Annotated in this window: 20 protein-coding genes; 12 read left to right on the top strand and 8 right to left on the bottom strand. The window is 70.5% G+C overall.

The annotated features are described in order from the left end of the window. Positions 1 to 28: 28 nt before the first annotated feature. A complete protein-coding gene (locus DMH01_RS18925) occupies positions 29 to 442 on the bottom strand; it encodes an ATP-binding protein (RefSeq protein WP_125678486.1) in 414 nt (137 codons plus the stop codon). A 154-nt stretch (positions 443 to 596) separates the two neighbouring features. Between DMH01_RS18925 and DMH01_RS18920 the strand changes: the two genes are divergently transcribed. Continuing rightward, the gene (locus DMH01_RS18920; RefSeq protein ID WP_125678484.1) at positions 597 to 947 is read left to right on the top strand and encodes an STAS domain-containing protein; all 351 of its coding nucleotides are present in this window, start codon (positions 597 to 599) and stop codon (positions 945 to 947) included. A gap of 12 nt (positions 948 to 959) precedes the next feature. Here DMH01_RS18920 and DMH01_RS18915 read toward each other — a convergent pair whose 3' ends face one another. Together DMH01_RS18915 and DMH01_RS18910 are read right to left on the bottom strand one after the other, a co-directional pair. After that, entirely contained in the window at positions 960 to 1,400 is a 441-nt protein-coding gene (locus DMH01_RS18915; protein WP_125678482.1) for an STAS domain-containing protein, read from the bottom strand. A gap of 230 nt (positions 1,401 to 1,630) precedes the next feature. Further along, entirely contained in the window at positions 1,631 to 1,969 is a 339-nt protein-coding gene (locus DMH01_RS18910; RefSeq protein ID WP_125678480.1) for a helix-turn-helix domain-containing protein, read from the bottom strand. Positions 1,970 to 2,039: 70 nt separating this feature from the next. Between DMH01_RS18910 and DMH01_RS18905 the strand changes: the two genes are divergently transcribed. Beyond that, complete coding sequence (locus DMH01_RS18905) at positions 2,040 to 2,597, top strand: carboxymuconolactone decarboxylase family protein (protein ID WP_125678478.1); 558 nt, start codon at positions 2,040 to 2,042, stop codon at positions 2,595 to 2,597. Positions 2,598 to 2,873: 276 nt separating this feature from the next. Here the strand turns inward: DMH01_RS18905 and DMH01_RS18895 are convergent, their stop codons facing one another. Continuing rightward, entirely contained in the window at positions 2,874 to 3,854 is a 981-nt protein-coding gene (locus DMH01_RS18895; RefSeq protein ID WP_125678474.1) for a LysR family transcriptional regulator, read from the bottom strand. A 90-nt stretch (positions 3,855 to 3,944) separates the two neighbouring features. On the opposite strand from DMH01_RS18895, the gene DMH01_RS18890 reads away from it, so the two are divergent. Next, positions 3,945 to 5,360, top strand: coding sequence for an aminopeptidase P family protein (locus tag DMH01_RS18890; RefSeq protein ID WP_125678472.1), 1,416 nt, complete (start codon positions 3,945 to 3,947; stop codon positions 5,358 to 5,360). A 622-nt stretch (positions 5,361 to 5,982) separates the two neighbouring features. On the opposite strand, the gene DMH01_RS18885 is transcribed toward DMH01_RS18890, so the two are convergent. Further along, positions 5,983 to 7,116 carry a metalloprotease gene (locus DMH01_RS18885; RefSeq protein ID WP_125678470.1) on the bottom strand — a complete coding sequence of 378 codons (1,134 nt, stop codon included), beginning with the start codon at positions 7,114 to 7,116 and terminating at the stop codon, positions 5,983 to 5,985. A gap of 237 nt (positions 7,117 to 7,353) precedes the next feature. On the opposite strand from DMH01_RS18885, the gene DMH01_RS18880 reads away from it, so the two are divergent. The 7 genes from DMH01_RS18880 (at position 7,354) to DMH01_RS18850 (ending at position 14,319) form a co-directional block, all read left to right on the top strand. Beyond that, a complete protein-coding gene (locus DMH01_RS18880) occupies positions 7,354 to 7,953 on the top strand; it encodes an XRE family transcriptional regulator (RefSeq protein ID WP_199745533.1) in 600 nt (199 codons plus the stop codon). Between the two features lie 78 nt (positions 7,954 to 8,031). Next, on the top strand, positions 8,032 to 9,204 hold the full coding sequence (locus DMH01_RS18875; protein WP_125678468.1) for an FAD-binding oxidoreductase: 1,173 nt from the start codon (positions 8,032 to 8,034) through the stop codon (positions 9,202 to 9,204). After that, on the top strand, positions 9,201 to 9,509 hold the full coding sequence (locus tag DMH01_RS18870) for a (2Fe-2S)-binding protein (protein ID WP_125678466.1): 309 nt from the start codon (positions 9,201 to 9,203) through the stop codon (positions 9,507 to 9,509). Before DMH01_RS18875 ends, DMH01_RS18870 begins: the two co-directional genes overlap by 4 nt. Beyond that, positions 9,506 to 10,867, top strand: a complete 1,362-nt coding sequence (locus DMH01_RS18865) for an NAD(P)/FAD-dependent oxidoreductase (protein ID WP_125678464.1) — start codon at positions 9,506 to 9,508, stop codon at positions 10,865 to 10,867. Before DMH01_RS18870 ends, DMH01_RS18865 begins: the two co-directional genes overlap by 4 nt. Continuing rightward, positions 10,864 to 11,775, top strand: coding sequence for a dihydrodipicolinate synthase family protein (locus DMH01_RS18860; RefSeq protein ID WP_125678462.1), 912 nt, complete (start codon positions 10,864 to 10,866; stop codon positions 11,773 to 11,775). Before DMH01_RS18865 ends, DMH01_RS18860 begins: the two co-directional genes overlap by 4 nt. Continuing rightward, positions 11,776 to 12,777: a proline racemase family protein gene (locus tag DMH01_RS18855; RefSeq protein ID WP_125678460.1), complete on the top strand. Its 1,002-nt coding sequence runs from the start codon at positions 11,776 to 11,778 to the stop codon at positions 12,775 to 12,777. 171 nt (positions 12,778 to 12,948) lie between these two features. Further along, positions 12,949 to 14,319: an aldehyde dehydrogenase (NADP(+)) gene (locus DMH01_RS18850; RefSeq protein WP_125678458.1), complete on the top strand. Its 1,371-nt coding sequence runs from the start codon at positions 12,949 to 12,951 to the stop codon at positions 14,317 to 14,319. Positions 14,320 to 14,494: 175 nt separating this feature from the next. On the opposite strand, the gene DMH01_RS18845 is transcribed toward DMH01_RS18850, so the two are convergent. Genes DMH01_RS18845 through DMH01_RS18835 form a run of 3 tightly spaced genes read right to left on the bottom strand, consistent with a single transcriptional unit; the run spans position 14,495 to position 17,534 of the window. Then, positions 14,495 to 15,709, bottom strand: a complete 1,215-nt coding sequence (locus DMH01_RS18845) for an amidohydrolase family protein (protein WP_125678457.1) — start codon at positions 15,707 to 15,709, stop codon at positions 14,495 to 14,497. After that, a complete protein-coding gene (locus tag DMH01_RS18840; protein ID WP_125678455.1) occupies positions 15,706 to 16,146 on the bottom strand; it encodes a GAF domain-containing protein in 441 nt (146 codons plus the stop codon). Before DMH01_RS18840 ends, DMH01_RS18845 begins: the two co-directional genes overlap by 4 nt. Beyond that, positions 16,143 to 17,534, bottom strand: coding sequence for an MFS transporter (locus DMH01_RS18835; protein WP_125678453.1), 1,392 nt, complete (start codon positions 17,532 to 17,534; stop codon positions 16,143 to 16,145). The genes DMH01_RS18840 and DMH01_RS18835 overlap by 4 nt, the downstream gene beginning before the upstream one ends. 144 nt (positions 17,535 to 17,678) lie before the next feature. Between DMH01_RS18835 and DMH01_RS18830 the strand changes: the two genes are divergently transcribed. Further along, entirely contained in the window at positions 17,679 to 18,605 is a 927-nt protein-coding gene (locus tag DMH01_RS18830; protein ID WP_125678451.1) for a MurR/RpiR family transcriptional regulator, read from the top strand. Positions 18,606 to 18,685: 80 nt separating this feature from the next. Beyond that, entirely contained in the window at positions 18,686 to 18,850 is a 165-nt protein-coding gene (locus DMH01_RS42740; RefSeq protein ID WP_158633239.1) for a hypothetical protein, read from the top strand. Positions 18,851 to 18,859: the final 9 nt, after the last annotated feature.

Raw genomic sequence — 18,859 nt, 5'->3', positions numbered from 1 at the left:
GTACTGCTCCGGGGGCGCGACTTCGCCGTCAGGCGGACGGGCAGGGCCAGGCGAGCCGGACGACGGTCCCGGTCAGCGTGCTCGTCACCGAGGCCTCCGGGGCGAAGGCGCGGATGATCGGCAAGCCGCGTCCGCCGTCCGGACGGGGTCCGTCGCGCCAGCGGCCCTCGTCGGCGACGCTGATCCTGACGTGACCGTCGTCGTGGGCGGCGGTCACCTTCATGACGTTGTCGTCGGTGCCGTCCGGGTAAGCGTGCTTGACGACGTTCGTCATCGCTTCGTAGGCGGTGAGCTTGAGATCCTCGGCCAGTTCACGGGGAAGACCCCGTTGGAGGGCCCATTTCGCCAGGACGTCCCGCAACGCGGCCGCCTGGGCGGCGACGGCGGCGACCTCGAGGACCAGCTCGTCGGTGCCGTCGCGCACCGGCTCGTCGATCGGCATCACGAAGCGTCTCCTCGTCGTCCGCCGCGGTCCACGACCGCCGGATCCATCGACAAGGTTAAGGCACCGCGGGGATCGGGACACGAGGACCGGGCGAGCGGGCGCCGTCATCCGATATGTTCGGAGACAGTCGGGAACCGAGCGTGAGGGGTGGATGACGGTGACGAGCGGAGACGGCGAAGACCGGGAGGTTCCGTTCTCGGTGACCGTCGCCAGACCCGATGGCGCCGAGGTCGTCATCGCGGTGGCGGGGGAGATCGATCTGACGACCTCCGAAGATCTCAAGGAGTCCTTCGAGGACGCGCTGGAGCCCGCGCCGGGCAGGCTCGTCGTCGACCTCGAAGGCGTGGAGTTCTGCGATTCCACCGGTTTGGCGACCCTGGTCAGGATCAACGACCGGTGCAGCACCCAGGGGGTCGACCTGAGTTTCCTGCCGTCGCCCACGATCCGGCGGCTGGCCTCGAAGACGGGCCTGTCCACGCTCCTGCCGCTCGCCGGATCCTGAGCGGCCGGCGGCTCAGCGGTTCGGCACTTCGAGGATCGCGTGGTCGAGGTGCCGGTACACGGGGATATGGCTGTCGACACCGAACAGGTGCAGCAGGCGCAGTACCGGCCGGGCGTCCGCGACCACCCCGGTCGTGCGGCGTTCCGAGCGGGCGCGGGCCGCGGCGGATTCGATGACCCGTAACCCGGCGACGCCGAGGAAGCCGACCTCGGTGAGGTCGAGCACCGTCGCGGCCGGGAGCCTGCCTCGCAGCGCGCGTTCCAGCCGTCCCGCGGTGGCGAGATCGATCTCCCCGGCCGCGGCGACGACGAGCAGGTCTTCGTGCCACCGGATCCGCTTCACCCGCAACAGGTTCTCGGCCGAGGGACGTTGCCGCGGAACGGCGGGCCTGGCGACGGCGCGGAAGACGGGGCCGTCGCGGCTGCTCCGCGTGAAAGGAATACGTTCGGTCATGGTGCTGTCTCCCGGATAGCCGGGACGAGACGGACAACGGGTAAGCCTGCACAACGGCTGCGCAAGTCAACTCGCCGCCGCGTCGCCCTGTGACAAGTGCTGGGGCCGCGGACATGCGGGTCGTTCGCGCGGGCTGGTGGACTCAACCTCACGTACTTCTCACCGTACGCCGCTCACCGCAGCTGGCAAGGCCGGATGCGGTGAACGGTGGGATACCTGATCGTGAATGGTCACTCACGTAGCGCCTTTTCCCAGGCGAGGCCCCATTTTTCGAGCGGGTGCAAGGCGTCGAGGAGTCGTTCGCCCAAAGGTGTCAGGCGGTAACCTTCCCCGCCGGTCTCGACGATGCGGGCCTCGGTGAGCTCGCCGAGGCGGGTGGCGAGCACGCTCGACGACATGTGTTCGCAGCGGCGCCGCAGTTCGCGGAAGCCGACGTCGCCCTGGCGCAGTTCCCAGATCACCCGCAGGGTCCACCGGCGGCCCAGCAGATCGAGCGCGGCCATGAGCGGACGCCCGGTTTCGGAGCCGCGGACCGGCCGTCCCGGCCGCGGGATCGGATCGTCCGGCATGCCACCCCCTTGTGCTTCGACTTTCGAAGCAGCATAGTGGTTCTGAAATCGAAGCACACTGGAGATGGTCATGGCACGGATCGCGCCGCTCGCCCCGCCGTACGAGGCCGACGTCGAAAAGGCTCTTGGCAAATGGATGCCGCCGGGTGTGGCGCACGAGCCGCTGGCGCTGTTCCGCTTGCTGCAGCTTCATCCCGAGCTGGCTTCGCGGATGCGCGTACTGGGCGCCGGCCTGCTCGCGCACGGCGAACTGCCCGCACTGGACCGGGAAATCGTGATCGCGCGGGTGACCGCTCGCTGCGGATGCCGCTACGAATGGGGTGTCCACGCCGCGGTTTTCGCACCGGTGGTCGGCCTGACACCGGAACAGCTCGAAGCGACCGTGTCCGGCGACTCCCGGCATCCCGTCTGGTCCGACCGGCACCGCGCGCTGATCCGGGCCGTCGACGAACTCCACGACACCGCAACGGTTTCCGGTGTGACGTGGGCCGCGCTCGCTGAGCACTTTCCGGCGCCGGAGCTCTTGGAGTTCCTTGTGCTGGCGGGCTGGTACCGGACGATCGCCACCGTCGCCAACGGCGTCGCCCTCGATGAGGAGCCGTGGGCCGTCCCTTACCCCGGCCGTTAGGGTCGGTGTGAGTCGATTTCCTTTGTGCCGCACCGTTCTCGTTTCGATGACCTCCAGGCGGCGAGAAGGCACAGGAGTGCCGCCGCGAAGCCGGCCGCGGTGAGTGTCCCGGCCCAGACGGCGCCGGTGCTGGCGAGAAGGTAGAGCTGGACCACGGCCGTGCACGTGTAGACGACCGCCAGACCCAGCCACAGGCGTTGCGGCATCATCCCCCGTCTCCGTTCGCTCGGTACGGGGTCAATCGCGGCGAGACGGGATCGGGTTACAGAGACGCACTCACGGACCGCGGAAGAAGTCCACCAGCCCGTCCCACGACTGGGAACTCCGCCGCCGCTCCCACCAGGTCCGGAACGGGGTCGACGCCATCGCGTGCCGCGTGTACGACGTCATCACCGCGCGGTACACGTTTTCCGCCTGGTCCCACGTCAGCCGTTCCTTGCGCCAGGCCAGCACGAGCCGCATCCGCATGGGGTCGCCCTTCAGCGGCCGGACGACCATCCCGGGCAGTTCGGGTGCGGTGGGTTCGACGAGCTGCACCGCCTGACCGGCGGCGATCAGGTGCCGCCCGCCGCCGTTGGGGCATTCGAACCGGATCCGCGGCGTGAACCCGGCGCGGTGCGTCGCCGCGCGCAGAGACGTCAGCGAGCCGTCCTCGGGGCCGGGCGGCCCGATCCACGCTTCGTCGGCGAGGTCGGCGAGGTCGACCTCGAACCCGCCGGCGAGCCGGTGCTTGGCGGGGAGGCCGATGAACACGGGCACCCAGGAGAACAGCACCCGGTGCCCGAGGTGCTTCGCCAGCGGCACTTCCTGGTCGTCCGACATGGCGATGACGGCGATGTCGAGGGTCGCGCGGGCCAGCGCCTGCGCCAGCACCGCGCTGGAGGGTTCCACGTGGACGGTCACGTCCAGTCCCGGCAGCGCGTCGTCCAGCCGTTCGACGAAGGTGGGCAGACAGTCCATTTGGGACGATCCGAGCCGGATCGGGCCGTCGCCGAGCGCGCCGAGGAGATCGCTTTCGAACCGGTCGAACTCCACGAGCAGGGTCAGCGCCCGGCGCAACGTCTGCTCGCCGACCGGGGTCGGGGTCACGCCGGTGTGGCTGCGGACGAACAGCGGCGCGCCGATCTGCCGTTCGAGCCGCTGGAGCAGCGAGGTCAGCGACGGCTGGGACATGCCCAGCGCGGCGGCCGCCTGCGAGAGGCTGCCCGCTTCGGCGATGGCGCAGATCGCCCGCAGGTGCCGGATCTCCAGGGCCATAGGCGGAGTCTATCGCCGCCGGTCATTACGGTCCGGCCCTTCGCGGTGCGAAGGTGCGGCCAGAACCGTGACTACCTGAAAGGGGAGCCGATGACCGGCGACCGAACCCGGCCGGATCTGCGCGCGCTGCTGGCCGCCAAAGGGTTCCGGAACTGGATCAGCGACGGCTGGGAGCCCGCCGACGACACCGTCGACGTACCGCCGGGCACCGCCGAGGCGGCCGCCGCCCATCGAGGCAGGCTGTCGGCGGAACTGCCCGGCCAGCGGATCGCGCTCGCGGCGGGCCGCGCCGTGGTGCGGTCCAACGACACCTTCCACGGCTTCCGCGCCGACAGCGATTTCGTCTGGCTCACCGGGTGCCAACGTGAGGGCGCGATCCTCGTGATGACCCCGACGGGGGACAGTCACCACGCCACGCTGTACGTCCCGCGACCGGCCGAGGCGCACGAGCCCGACTTCGTGGGCGACGCCGACACCAGCCCGCTGTGGGTCGGCTCCGCCGCCGGACCGGCCGCGTACGAGCGCACGCTCGGCATCGAGTGCCGTCCGCTGGAGGACCTCCCGCACGGCTTGCGCGGACGGAATCCGAGCTTCCTGGTCGGTGCCGGGGTCGATCCCGCGCTCGACGCGTACGGCTTCGGCCACAGCGAACGGCTCCGGACCGTCCTCGCGGAGCTCCGCCGGATCAAGGACGACTGGGAGATCGGCCAGTTGCGTGACGCCGTCGACGCCACGGCCCTCGGGTTCGCCGACGTGCTGGCCGCGCTTCCGGAGGCGGTCCGCGGTGGCGGGGAACGCTGGCTTCAGGGCACCTTCGACCGCCGTGCCCGCACCGAGGGCACCGGCCCCGGCTACACCTCGATCGTGGCGGCCGGGCCGCACGCGCCGATCCTGCACTGGACGCGCTGCGACGGGCAGGTGACCGAGGACAGCCTCCTGCTGCTGGACGCCGGCGTCGAGGTGGATTCCTTGTACACGGCGGACATCACCCGCACCTTCCCGGTCGGCGGGGAGTTCACGAAGGCGCAGCGCGACGTCTACGATCTCGTGCACAAGGCGCACGTCGCGGCGCTGGGCGAAGTCCGTCCCGGCCAGGACTACGGCGCGTTCCAGGCGACGGCGCTGCGTGTGCTCGCGGAGGGGCTGCACGATTGGGGCCTGCTCCCGGTGTCGGTGGACGAAGCGCTGTCGCCGGACGGGCAGCAGCATCGGCGGTACATCGTCTGCGGTACCGGCCATTTTCTCGGGCTGGACGTCCACGACTGCGCCGCCGCCCACCCGTCCACGTACCGCGAGGGCACGCTCGCCGAGGGGATGGCGCTGGCGGTGGAGCCGGGCCTGTACTTCCACGCCGGCGACCGCACCGTGCCGCCGGAGCTGCGCGGCCTCGGCGTCCGGATCGAGGACGACGTCGTGGTCACCGGATCGGGGTACGACCTGCTCTCCGGCGGTTTTCCCTCGACCGCCGACGAGATCACCGCCTGGGTCCAGGCAGCCAGGGGCTGAAGGACGGAGAGGGGTAAGGCAGGCGTGAGACTTGTCAGTGGTGGAGTAGGTCGCCAAGTACGCTCTTGACCGTCCACAAGGGACGCGCGTCGGGCGGTAGTGTCCATTTCGGGGACTTTGCGCGGGGGTCGTGTGTGGTAGCGCGTTCTATTGAGGGGCAAGGTAAACGTGTCGTGGTCGGCACCTCCCTCGAAGCCGGTGCCCCGGTGCTCGCGTCGCGAAAGCCACTTTCGGGACGTCAGACGTCGCGAAAGTGGCTTTCGCGACACACCCGAGAGCACCGGCACCTCCCGCCACGATCGCCCCCCGACCGTTCACGCCACCGACGTTGCGAAAGCCACTTTCGCAACGCTAGAGGTTGCGAAAGTGGCTTTCGCAACACGCCACCTTTGAGCTACCCCTCGATAACCCTCATCGCCACTCACGACCCGCTGTGCCGGGCTCGGTACCCGGTGCCCCCTTGCTCACCCGGTCCATAAAAGGGGCCCTTCACGCGCAATCGCTGTGACTGATGGTGCATGTGGGGCGAACGTGGCCCCCCGAAGGTAGTGAAGGCCTCTTTGCCTACCCTCAAGGTAGTGAAGGAGGCCTTCACGGACCTTGGGTGGCCCCTTCAGCCCCGTCAGTACCAGATGGTGTGCCCGTCGAGGATCCGCTCGGCGGCACCGGTCGTGGACAGGCCCGCGGCGGGCCGGTCCACGGTGAAGTACTCGCGGAAGTCCTGGCTGAAGTGCCGGGTCATCAGCGCGATCGTGCGGTTCCAGTTCCCGCCGTCCGGGCCGTCCGGCGCCCACAGGTCCAGCAGCGACGAGCCGACCCGCCCCTGCACGGTGTCGCCCTTGTCCCAGCCGGGCGTCGAAGCGTCGTTCTCGAAGCTGTACGAGCTGCCGTTGTCGTAGACGTAGCGGTAGTCACCGAGTGCGTAGGCGGCGACGGCGTCGGCGAAGCCTTCGGTCCACGCGCACGATTTCGAGCTGTGCTTCTCGATGTAGTGCGGGTTGCAGCCGTCGACCACGGGGAACCCGCGGCCGTAGAGCTGCCACTGCAGCCAGTGCCCGGCCTCGTGGAGGATGAGGTGCTTCGAGTCGGGCATCGTCGCGCCGAGGAAGACGTAGTTCGTGTTCGGGTAGTCCCAGTAGCCGCCGTCGGCGACCTTCGGATCCCAGACGAAGGTGATCTGGTCGCAGCGCCCGTCGGTCTGCCTGGCCGTCCAGCACGACGAAGCCGGGTTGGCGCGCTTCCAGTAGAGGACGTTGAGCGTGTCCACGACCTTCCACGCCCGCTGCAGCGTCGACGGCACCTTCACCGTGCCGAGGTCGAGAGTGCCGGACACGTTGGTGCGGCGTGCCGAGTCGAACGTGTAGTCGGTGGTGTTGTTCGCGGCCTTGACGACGCGCCACATCGCGGTGCTGCTCGACCGGAACCGCACGTACGCCTCGGCGAGTGACACGGTGTGGCAGGCGGCGAACCGGCCGTCGGACGCGCCGGTGATACCCGCCGCGAGCCGGGTCGTCGCGCCGGAACCGGTTCGGCCCCACAGTTCCCAGTTCGCGTTCCGGGCCACCTGTGTGCGCAGCGGTTTGCTCGTCCCGGCCTCGGCGTCGAGGTGGTCGAAGACGAGTGTGCCGGTGAGACAGGCGTTCGCGGCCGCCGTCGCCGGCGTGGTGGCCACGGCCGCGGTCAGCCCGAGGGTCGTGATGAGCACCGCGCCGAACGCCCGAAGTCGTCGGCCTGCGGATCTGCGGATCAGCTGCACGGGAATCTCCTCGCTGGAAGGAAACGACGGTGCGCCCGTGACCCTGTGTCGACGGTGACACACCGGTTGGTGATGGAGTTTCATCGCGGTCCGCGCGGCCCACCATCGCGCCGCCCCATCGGTCGCGGCTATGCCCTCCCCGTCGCGGGGCGTGTCATGATGTCCGCGAACTCGATCGGCAAAGCGAACGATTCGCCCATCCGGTCGTACGGTTTGACGAACGACAGGGGAGAAGCGGTGGAGGACGAGACGCCCTCGATCCGGGACATGCTGGCGGTCAACCTGCGCGCGGCCAGGGCGGCGAGGGGTATCTCGCTGTCGGAGCTCTCGCGGCGGTCGGGCATCGGCAAGGCGACGCTGTCGCAACTGGAGTCCGGCGGCGGAAATCCGACCATCGAGACCGTCTTCAGCCTGTCCAGGGTGCTGGAAGTGGCGATCTCGGACCTGCTCGATCATCGGGCGGGCGGTGCGCTCACCGTGGTGCGCGGCGCCGACGTCGAGGTGCTCAGCGGCGAGGGAGTGGATCTTCGCCCGTTGCGGCGGATCGAGACCGGTGACGGCGTCTTCGAGGTGTACGACCAGGTGGTGCGCGGCGACGCGCCACAGCGTTCGCAGGGGCACGTCGGGGTCGAGCACACCATCGTGCAGACCGGATCGCTGCTGGTCGAGGTGGCGGGCCGCAGCGTCGAGGTCGGCCCGGGCGATTACGTCGCCTTCGACGCTCGGGAGCCGCATTGCTACACCGCGTCGGAGGGGCCGGTGCACTCGGTCCTGCTGCTGCAGTACCGCGCCGACGAACGCCTCGACGGCAGGCCGCATCCGGTGCTGAAGGGCTGACCGAGCCCGAGGTATTGACACCTCTCCGGGGAGGAACCTACTCTCCGATCGTTCGCTTTACCGAACGCTGGAGGGTCGATGAACCGAACACGCGTGGTCGTTCTCGGCGCGGGCATCGTCGGCGCCGCGTGCGCCCGTGAGCTGAGCCGGGCGGGCTTCGACGTCGTGGTCGTGGATCGCGGCCGTCCCGCTGGGGGAACCACGTCGCACGGCGAGGGCAACATCCTCGTTTCCGACAAGGGGCCCGGCGCGGAACTCGAACTCGCGAAGCTTTCGACCGCGTTGTGGCCCCAAGTCGTCGCCGAGATCGCCGACGAGGACGCCCGTGCCGCTTCGGCGATCGAATACGACCCCAAGGGCGGCATCGTCGTCGCCACCACGGACGACGGAGCGCGCGCTCTCGCCACGTTCGCCGCGTCGCAGACCGGTGTCCGCGCGGAACCGTTGTCCCCCAAGGAACTCGCCGAAGCGGAACCCGCGCTGACCCGCGAGGTGACCGCGGCGTTCCACTACCCGGAGGACGCACAAGTCCAGCCCGCGGGCGCGGCGCTGGCCCTGCTGGGCTCCGCGCTGCGCCACGGTGCGCGATTGCGCTCCGACGCCGAGGTCGTCGGCGCGACCGTCCACAACGGACGGATCACCGGCGTCCGCGTGCCCGGTGAGGTCATCGAGGCCGACGTCGTCGTGAACGCCGCGGGTCCTTGGGCCGGTCAGGTGTCGGCGCGTCTCGGCTCCCCGATCGCGGTCCGCCCCCGCCGGGGTGAGGTACTGGTGACCACCCCGATGCCCGGTGTCGTGCGGCACAAGGTCTACGACGCCGATTACGTCGGCGCGGTCGGCGCCGATTCGAGTGCCTTGCAGACCTCCGCCGTCGTCGAGTCGACCTGGGGCGGCACCGTGCTGATCGGCTCGTCACGCCGCCGGGTGGATTTCGACGACGCGATCCGCCCGGACGTGCTGAGCGCCATCGCGGTCAAGGCACTGCGGCTGTTCCCGGCGCTCGCCGACGTCGCGATCATGCGAGCGTACGGCGGCTTCCGACCGTACGTCGATGATCACCTCCCGGTGCTCGGCGAGGATCCGCGGCTGCGGAATCTCTGGCACGCCACCGGGCACGAGGGCGCCGGGATCGGGCTGAGCGTCGGCACCGCGCGGTTGCTGCGCGAACTGCTCACCGGGACGGAGCCCGCGATGCCGGTCGAAGAGTTCACTGTGGACCGTCCGGCCGTCCTGGCGGAGGTGGCCGCATGAGCGGATGGCTGCTGCCGCGCGATCGCGATCCGGCAGGCCGCACCGACCGGCCGATCCGGATCACCGTCGACGGCGAGACCCTGACCGGGATCGCCGGGCAGAGCGTGGCGGGAATCCTGCTCGCCGCAGGCCGGACCTCCTGGCGTACCACGCGGTCCGGCGCGCCGCGTGGCGTGTTCTGCGGTATCGGCGCGTGTTTCGACTGCCTGCTCACGGTGAACGACGTGCCCGACGTCCGCGCGTGCCGCCGTCCGGCCGCCGACGGGGACGAAATCCGCACCCAGTCACGGGAGGAGACGGCGTGAACGTGGTGATCGTCGGCGCCGGGCCCGCCGGGCTCGCGGCGGCCGAACACGCGCTGCGGGGCGGTGCGCGGGTCACGGTGCTGGACCAGGCGGACACTCCCGGGGGCCAGTACCACCGAATGCTTCCCGAGGCATACGCGGCGCGGCGCCCGGAGCGGGTCCAGCACGGCCGGGCGGAGTTCGACCGGCGGCGCCGGGTGCTCGCTCATCCGCGGTGCCGGTGGTGGCCCGGCTCCACCGTGTGGGCGTTCGACTGCGCGGAGAAGACGGTGCATGTCCTGAGAGGACAGGCCGACGGAGCCGGACGGCGACGGCTGACCCTCGTCCCGGACGCGCTGATCCTGGCGACCGGCGCGTACGACCGCACCCTGCCGTTCCCCGGCTGGGAACTGCCCGGCGTGTACACCGCGGGCGCGGCACAGGCGCTGGCGAAGGGGGAGCGGGTCGCGATCGGCGAGCGGGTCCTCGTCGCCGGGGCCGGGCTGTTCCTGTTGCCGGTCGCGGAATCGTTGCTGGGCGTCGGAGCCGAGGTGGTCGCGGTCCTGGAGGCCAATCCCATATCGACCGTCCGGAAAGGATGGTCGTCGCGTCCGTGGCGCCTGGCCGCCCACGCCGGGAAGGCCGGCGAGTTGGCTCGATATGCCGCGACGCTGGCCCGGCACCGGGTCCCGTATCGGCTGGGACAGGCCGTGATCGAGGCACGCGGGGCGGACCGCGTCCGCGAGGTCGTGACCGCGCGGGTCCGCGCCGACTGGTCGATCGTCCCCGGCACCGAGCGGACCTACGAGGTCGACGCGGTCTGTGTCGGGCACGGCTTCGTCCCGCAGCCGGAGCTGGCCGTCGCCGCGGGCTGCGTCCTGGACGGCGGTTTCGTGCGGGTCGACGCCGCGCAACGGACCACAGTGGACGGTGTCTTCGCCGCGGGAGAGATCACCGGGATCGGCGGCGCGGTCACCGCCGCGGCCGAGGGCGCGGTGGCGGGATGCGTCGCCGCGGGCGGAAAGCCCGCCCCGGCGCTGATCCGTGCGCGAGATCGCGCGCTTACTTTCGCCGAACGTCTCGCCACGGCCCACCCGATCGGCGCGGCCTGGCGAAGCTGGCTGCGCGAAGACACCATCGTCTGCCGCTGCGAGGAAACCACGTACGGCGAACTGACGCGCGCGGCCGAGGACACGGTCTGTCCCGGCCCGCACGCACTGAAACTCGGCACCCGGGCCGGCCTCGGCCCGTGCCAGGGCCGCATCTGCGGTCCGACCGTGTCCGAACTCTGCGGTGGCGCCGAACGGCACCACCGCCCGATCGTCCAGCCGATCCGGCTGGGCGAACTCGCCGCCCGAACCGAAGGAGACCCTGAATGAGCACCCCCGACCTCGGTGGCGTCGTCGTCGCGACCGCCCTCCCGTACCGGGCGGACGCGACGGCCCCCGCCGGGCTGGCCGTGGACTACGACGCCTACGCCGCGCACTGCCGGTGGCTGGTCGACAACGGCTGCCGGGGCGTCGGCCCGAACGGTTCGCTCGGCGAATACTCGTCGCTGACCGACGAGGAACGCCGTCGCGTCGCCCGTACCGCGATCGAAACCGTCGGTGACGACGGGATCGTGGTCGTCGGCGTGCACGGCCCCGGATCGCACCAGGCCAAGTACTGGGCCGAGGTCGCCGCCGAGGACGGCGCCGACGGCCTGCTGTGCCTGCCACCCACTATGTACCGGGCGAACCGCGGCGAGGTGCTCGCGCATTTCGAAGCGGTGGCGTCGGTCGGGCTGCCGGTGATGGTCTACAACAACCCCATCGACACCAAGGTCGACCTCACGCCCGCCCTGCTCGCCGAGATCGCGCGGATCGACAACGTGGTCGCGGTCAAGGAGTTCTCCGGCGACGTCCGGCGGGTGCTGGAGATCCGCGAGCAGGCACCGGGCCTGGACGTGATCAGCGGCGCCGACGACGTCGTGCTGGAAAGCCTGCTGATGGGCGCGACAGGGTGGTTCGCGGGCTTCCCCAACGTGTTCCCCGCCGAGTCGGTGCGCCTGTTCGACCTGGCGCGGTCCGGCAAACTCGAAGAAGCCAGGGCGCTCTACGAACCGCTGGTGGCCGCGTTCCGCTGGGACTCGCGCACCGAGTTCGTCCAGGCGATCAAGCTCGGGATGGACCTCGTCGGCCGCTACGGCGGGCCGTGCCGTCCGCCGCGGGGGCAGCTGACCGGGGAACACCGCGAGCAGGTCACCGCCGACATGCGCCGCGCGCTCGCCTCGCTGGGGGTGGAGTAGGTGCGGTCGATCCGGTCGATCACCGCCGTCGACTCGCATACCGAGGGCATGCCGACCCGGGTGGTGACCGGTGGGATCGGCGTCATCCCCGGCGACACGATGGCCGAACGCCGCCGGTACTTCATGGAGCACATGGACCACCTGCGGCAGTTCCTGATGAACGAGCCGCGCGGCCACTCGGCGATGAGCGGCGCGATCCTGCAGCCGCCCGCCCGGCCGGACGCAGACTGGGGCGTGGTGTACATCGAGGTGTCCGGCTGCCTGCCGATGTGCGGGCACGGCACGATCGGCGTGGCGACCGTGCTGGTGGAGACCGGCATGGTCGAGGTGATCGAACCGAAGACCGTCGTACGCCTGGACACCCCGGCCGGGCTCGTGCACGCCGAGGTCGAGGTCCGGGACGGCCGCGCGGTCCGCGTCAAGCTCCGCAACGTCGCGTCCTTCCTCGCCGAGCGGGACGCCGTCGTCGAAGTGCCCGGCCTCGGCGAGGTGCGTTACGACCTGGCGTACGGGGGAAACTTCTACGCCATCCTCGAACTGTCCCGAGTGGACATCCCGTTCGACCGGGCGGAGAAGGACCGGATCCTCGCCGCGGGGCTGGACATCATGGCGGCGATCAACGACCAGCGGCCGCCGAAGCATCCCGCCGATCCGCTGATCGGCGGCTGCAAGCACGTCCAGTTCCTCGCTCCGGGGTCGGATGCCCGTGCTTCGCAGAACGCGATGGCGATCCATCCGGGCTGGTTCGACCGGTCGCCCTGCGGCACCGGTACTTCGGCGCGGATGGCCCAGCTCCACGCCCGCGGCGAGCTGCCGCTGCACACGCCGTTCGAGAACAGCTCGTTCATCGGCACCACGTTCACCGGCGAACTCGTCGCCGAGACCACCGTCGGAGGCGTTCCCGCCGTGGTGCCGGAGTTCTCCGGGCGTGCCTGGATCACCGGCAACGCCACCTACCTGCTCGACCCGGACGATCCGTTCCCCGCGGGCTTCGTCCTCTGACGAGGCTGAAGGACGCTTTCCCCGCATAGGACGCAGGTAAAGCGCCCTTCACCGCGTGGCATGCGGGGAAAGTCCCCTTCAGCCCGGCGCTGCCCGGATGGTGCTCGGCTTGGTGGTGTACGCGCTGTTCGGATTCCGGAACTCGGTGGAGAACCCGGAGAGGAAGGAAGCATGAAGCAGATCGAGAGTGCGGCGGAGATCGCCGGTGCATGGGCCGCCGTCTCGCCGCGGACGCGCGCGGAGGTGATCACCGGCGTGGCCGACGCGCTCGACGCGGCCGGTCCGTCCCTGATCGAGATCGCCGACGCCGAGACCCGGCTGGGGACGAAGCGGCTGACCGGCGAGCTGGCCCGCACAACGTTCCAGCTGCGGCTGCTCGCGGTCGAAAGCGGCTCGTACTACGACGTCCGGATCGACCGGCCCGATCCGTCGTGGCCGCCCGGCCCCCGGCCGGAGCTGCGCCGGTACCGCACCGCGGTCGGCCCGGTCCTGGTGTTCGCCGCGAGCAACTTCCCGTTCGCGTTCAGCGTGGCGGGCGGGGACACCGCGTCGGCGTGGGTGGCCGGATGCCCGGTGGTGGTCAAGGCCCATCCCGGACATCCGGAGTTGTCCCGCAGAACGGCATCGGTCGTCGTGGAAGCCCTCGGCCGCTGGGGCGCGCTCCTGGGCCTCGTCGAAGGGGAAGCCGCAGGCGTGGAGGCACTGCGTCATCCGGCGATCGCGGCCGCCGCGTTCACCGGATCGGTGCCGGGTGGGCTCGCGCTGGCGCGGATCGCGGCCGAGCGGCCGGTCCCGATCCCATTCCACGGAGAGCTCGGCAGCGTCAACCCGGTGATCGTCCTGCCCGGCGCGGCACGGACGCAGGCGGAGGAACTGGCGGCGGGCTACGCCGGTTCGCTGACGCTGGGCAACGGCCAGTTCTGCACGAATCCCGGTCTGGTGTTCGTGCCGTCGGAAAGCCCGTTCGTGGATCTCGTGGCCGACCGGTTACGCGAGGTCCCGGCCGCGCCGTTCCTGAACGACCGCATCGCGTCAGGTTTCCAGACCGGCGCGGCACGGCTGGCCGCGATCCCCGGCATGCGCGAGGTCGTCCGGGGAGCCGGCGCCCAACTCCTCGAAGTCACCCTGGAGGACTTCGTGCCGGAAGCGGCTGAAGAGTGCTTCGGCCCGCTGGGCGTGGTGGTGCGGTACACGCGCGTTTCCGACGTCCTGCCAGTGCTGGCGGCCCTGCCCGGTCAGCTCACGACGACCGTGCACGCCCTCCCCGAAGAGGCCCCCGACGTCGAGGCGCTGCGCCCGGTACTGGCCGACCGCAGCGGGCGGATCCTGTGGGGAGGCTGGCCGACCGGGGTCGCGGTGACCGCCGCGATGCAGCACGGTGGACCGTTCCCGGCGACGACGTCACCGGCGTCGACCTCGGTCGGGACCGCGGCGGTGGACCGTTTCCTGCGGCCGGTGTCCTATCAGGACTGGCCGTCGCACCTGCTGCCGGAACCGCTGCGGGACGACAACCCGTGGGACGTCCCGCAGCGCATCTCCTGATCCGCGACCGGCCACTCGCACTTCCCGCCTCGGCTGAGGTTGCGAAAGCCACTTTCGCAACCTTCAACGTTGCGAAAGTGGCTTTCGCAACCTGCCATCTCCCATCAACCCTGACGGGAACCGGTCGGCACCCACTTGCGATGCCGTCGTTACCGCAGGCAGAGGACGAAACGCGTCAGGGGGAGACCACGGCCCCGCCCTGCACGATGTGCCGGAACTTCTCCGGCTCGGCCAGGACGCCGATGTCCTCCAGCGGATCCCGGTCGACGATCACCAGGTCCGCGTGCGCGCCGGGCGCGAGCGTGCCGATCTCGCCGGTCAGGTTCAGCAGGTCGGCCGCCGTCGACGTCGCCGAGCGGATCACCTCCAGCGCGGACTGGACCTCGCCGCGCAGCCGGAACTCGTGGTTCTGGTGCCGGTGCATCCCGCCGAGCAGATCGCTGCCGTACACGAGTTTCACGCCGCCCCTGGCGGCCTTCTCGAGGGCGGCCATCCCCGCCCCGAGCACCTCGTCGACCTTGCGCCAGCTGGATTCCGGCAGCCCGTGCTCGCGCCCTTCCTCCTTCAGCGCCCAGTACGTGACCAGGGTGGGCACGAGATACGCGTCGTGCCGGAGGAACAGCTCGACACTGAGATCGTCGATCAGGTTGCCGTGCTCGATCGACCGCACGCCCAGTTCCAGCGCCCGGTTCACCGCGCGGGCGGTGTAGGCGTGCGCGACGACGTAGCGGTTGGCCGCTTCAGCCTCCTCGACGATGGCGCGCAGCTCCTCGGCGGAGTACTGCGTCGAGTCGATCCGGTCGGTGGGGGAGGCGACGCCGCCGGAGGCCATCACCTTGATGTGGTGCGCTCCCTTGCGCAGTTCGTCGCGCGCCGCGGCGCGGACCGCGTCGACCCCGTCGGCGACGCGGCCGAGGCCGGCGCAGCACGGGTGATCGTCGCTGGCGTTGGCGCCGCGTGTCCGGCTGTCGCCGTGCCCGCCGGTCTGGCTCAGCGCGCGTCCGCAGAACAGCAGCCGCGGGCCGCTAAACAGGCCCTCGGCCTGCGCGTCGGCGAGACCGTAGTCGGCACCGGAAGCGTCGCGGACCGTCGTGAAGCCCCGGTCCAGCATGCGGCTCATGGTGCGGGCACTGTGCGCGGCCACGTAGGACGGTGACGACGCGGGCAGTGACCCCAGATCCGCGGTCGACGCGGTGACGTGCACGTGGGCGTCGATCAGTCCGGGCAGCACGAACGCGCCGCGCAGGTCCTCGGTTCGCGCGTCAGCCGCGGTGAGCCCGTCGCCGATCTCGACGATCCGGCCGTCGGCGCATCGGAGGTCTCCCTCGGTGTACTCGCCCTTGACCGGGTCGAGGAGACGGGCATTACGCAGCAGCAGCGATCCGTTCATCGGTTCTCCTCCAGGAGTTCGCGCAGGGCCGGGACCGCCAACGGTGCCAGTGAACGGGCCGCGGTGACGGAATCGTCGTCGTAGCTGCCTTCGGCGTCGAGGAGGTTGAGGACGCCGAGCGTGCGGCCGTCGTCCACCACCGGCACGTTGATCACCGCTCCGCAGCCGAGCCGGTCGATGAGGTCGTGGTCGGCGAAGATCTCCCGCACCGCCGCGCTGTCCGGCCCGAAGAAGGGCTCCTGTCCCGTGATGCACCGCTCCAGCCACCCGGCGGCCACCTCGACGGTCTTCTCACCGCCGACCGGATACTCGACGGGGTGGCTGCTGTGCACCCGTCGCAGTGCCCGCCGTTCGGGCACCCAGGCCAGCACGGTGAACAGCCGGACGCCGATCGTGGCACGGGTCTTGTCCTCCACAGTGGACAGCGACACGGTCACTTGGTCATCTCCTTCGCGGTCTTCACGGGCGCGCCGTGTTCGGTCAGTTCTTCCAGGGAACGGCCGGCGGTGGACAGGCCGAACATGACCACGCACACCACCCCGGCCGCCAGGACGGCGGTGGTGAGGCCGAAGACGCCGGCGAAGCCGAGGCTCGCCGCGGACAGGCCGATGATCGTCGGGGCGAGGATGCTGCCGACCCGCCCGAACGCGCTGGACAGCCCGGTCCCGCTGGCGCGGATCCAGGTCGGGAACACCTCGGGGGTGTAGGAGTACACGCCGGCGTAGGTGCCGTTGAGGAAGAACGACAGGACCGCCCCGGCGAGGGTGATCGACCACGGCGCGTCCATCTGGCTCAGCCAGAACGCGCTCACCGCCGAGCCCGCGAGGTACAACGCGATGGTGTGCTTGCGGTCGAGCCGTTCCGACAGCCACGCGGCGGAGAAGTATCCGGGGATCTGCGCCAGGTAGATGATGATGGAGAACTCGAAGCTCTTGGTCACCGTGATGCCGCGCTCGACGAGCAGCGTCGGGATCCAGGAGAAGAAGCCGTAGTAGGAGAACGTGATCACGAACCACACGGTCCAGATCACCGCCGTGCGGCGCGCCATCGCCGGGCTCCACAAGAATCTCAGCGCGCTGAGGAGATTGACCTTGGGGGTCTCCGTCGCGGGCTGGGCCTCGGCCTCCGGGACGGCGGGAAGTGCTTGCCCCGTCGCCTTTTCGACGTCCCGCTCCAGTTTCGTGACGATCTTCTCCGCCTCGGCATGACGCCCGTTCGCGACCAGGAACCTCGGTGATTCCGGCAGCGAGCGGCGCCACCACAGCAGCATGACGATCGGCAGCGCGGTGATCAGCTGCGCCACCCGCCAGCCCTCCGGCACCGTCGGGACGACGAACCGCCCGATAAGCGCGGCCATGACGAACCCGAACGAGAAGAATCCGGCCAGCGCGCCGACGAACCAGCCGCGCCGCTTGGCGGGGACGAACTCCGACAGGAACGGCGCGATGATGGCGCTTTCGGCTCCCGCGCCGGCCCCGGCCAGCACCCGCGCGCCCAAGAAGACCTCGTAGTTGGGGGAGAAGGCGGCGACCACCGAGAACACCGCGTAGAAGGCCAGCGCGTACATCATGACCTTCTTGCGGCCGATGCGGTCGCCCAGCAGTCCGGCGGCGATCGCGCCGAAGAGGAAGCCGAACGGCGTCGCCGAACCGATCAGCCCGAGCTGGCCGTTGTCCAGGCCCCAGGCGGCTTTCGCGCTCGGCAGGAGGAAGGCGACGACGGCGGAGTCCATCCCGTCGAAGGTGTAACCGAGCCCGCCGATGAGCAGGAGTTTGTAATGGGGACGGCTCAGCGGGAGCCGGTCCAGTCGTGCCAGAAGCGTCATGGGGAACGCCTTCCGTGGTTCGGGCGACGAGGAGAGACGAGAGTGCGGACAACGTATACTGCGTTTCGGCACAACTGCAATGGTTGTTGCAAGTGGTTCGCCGGGCACGATGCGTTACCGTGACGCCGTCGAGGGAGGGTGCGCGTGACAGGGACGGGAACCGACGACGGTTTCGAGGCGTGGCTTCGGGATCGCACACCGGAGCGCGGCCTGCGGCCGAAGGCGGCCGCCGTGCTCGAAGTGCTGGTCTCGCAACCGCGCCGGGCGTCGTTCGGCTCGACGGCCGAGCTCGCCCAGCTCGCCGGGGTCAACGTCGCCACCGTCACCCGGACGGCGCAGGCGCTGGGTTTCGCCGGATGGCCGGCGCTGCAACAGGAGTTGCGGGCGCGGTACATGTCGTCGCTGAGCGCGCCGCAGGTGGCCGAGGAACACCGGGACGTCGACTCGCCGGGTTCGGCGTCGCTGCGCCGAGACCTCGACAGCCTTGCTCTGCTCAACCGGCGCGTCGCCGAGGACGAGATCCGCAACGTCGCGGAGGCCGTCGCCGGGGCGCGCCGCACGGTCGTGATCGCCGACGGCAGCTACGCCGCGGTCGGGATCGCGTTCGCGCACAACGCCCGGCTCGCCGGGTACGACGTCCACGCGATCACGGCGGGCGACGCCGAACTCGCCAACGCCACGGCGAAACTGACGTCCGAAGACGTGCTCATCGCGATCAGTTTCTGGCGCCTGTACGAAAGCACGGTGCTCGCCGCGAACGAGGCCAAGGCCAGGGGAGCGCGTGCCTTCGCCATCACCGACGCGGCCAGCCCCGCGCTGGCGGCCGCGGTCGAACAGGTGCTGATGGTGCCCGCCGAGGGCGTGACCTTCTTCCCGTCGCTGACCGCGGGGATGAGCCTGGTGCAGGCGATCGTCGCGCAACTCGCCGCAGTCGATCCCGTCCGCACCGGCGAGTCCATCGAGGCGGCCGAGGCCATGTGGTCGCGGTTCGACCTGCTGCACCGCCGCCCGGGATCGGCCGATCGGACAGTGCCGAAAAGGCCGACCGGTCGAGGCGTCTCCGCCGGATGACCGATCCGCCGCCCCCTGCCGGGAGGCGATCCTGGTTCCAGGCCGCCGGACCAGGTGGCACGGGGACCGAGGAGGCCGAAATGACGATCATCGCGACTCTGGGCGCATACGCCGGGCTCGCCCTGCTGGCGCTGATGGCGGCGACGCCGCTGCTGGTCGAACTCGATCAGCGGTTCCCGGTCACCCGCCGGGCGAAGGTGGCCGAACGGGAACGCCGGATGCCCGCCGGACTCGCTTCGGCGTGACGCAGAGCA

It is taken from the genome of Amycolatopsis sp. WAC 04182 (assembly GCF_003947465.1).
Classification (GTDB): Bacteria; Actinomycetota; Actinomycetes; order Mycobacteriales; family Pseudonocardiaceae; genus Amycolatopsis.
This window is presented reverse-complemented; position numbering and strand designations above follow the sequence as displayed.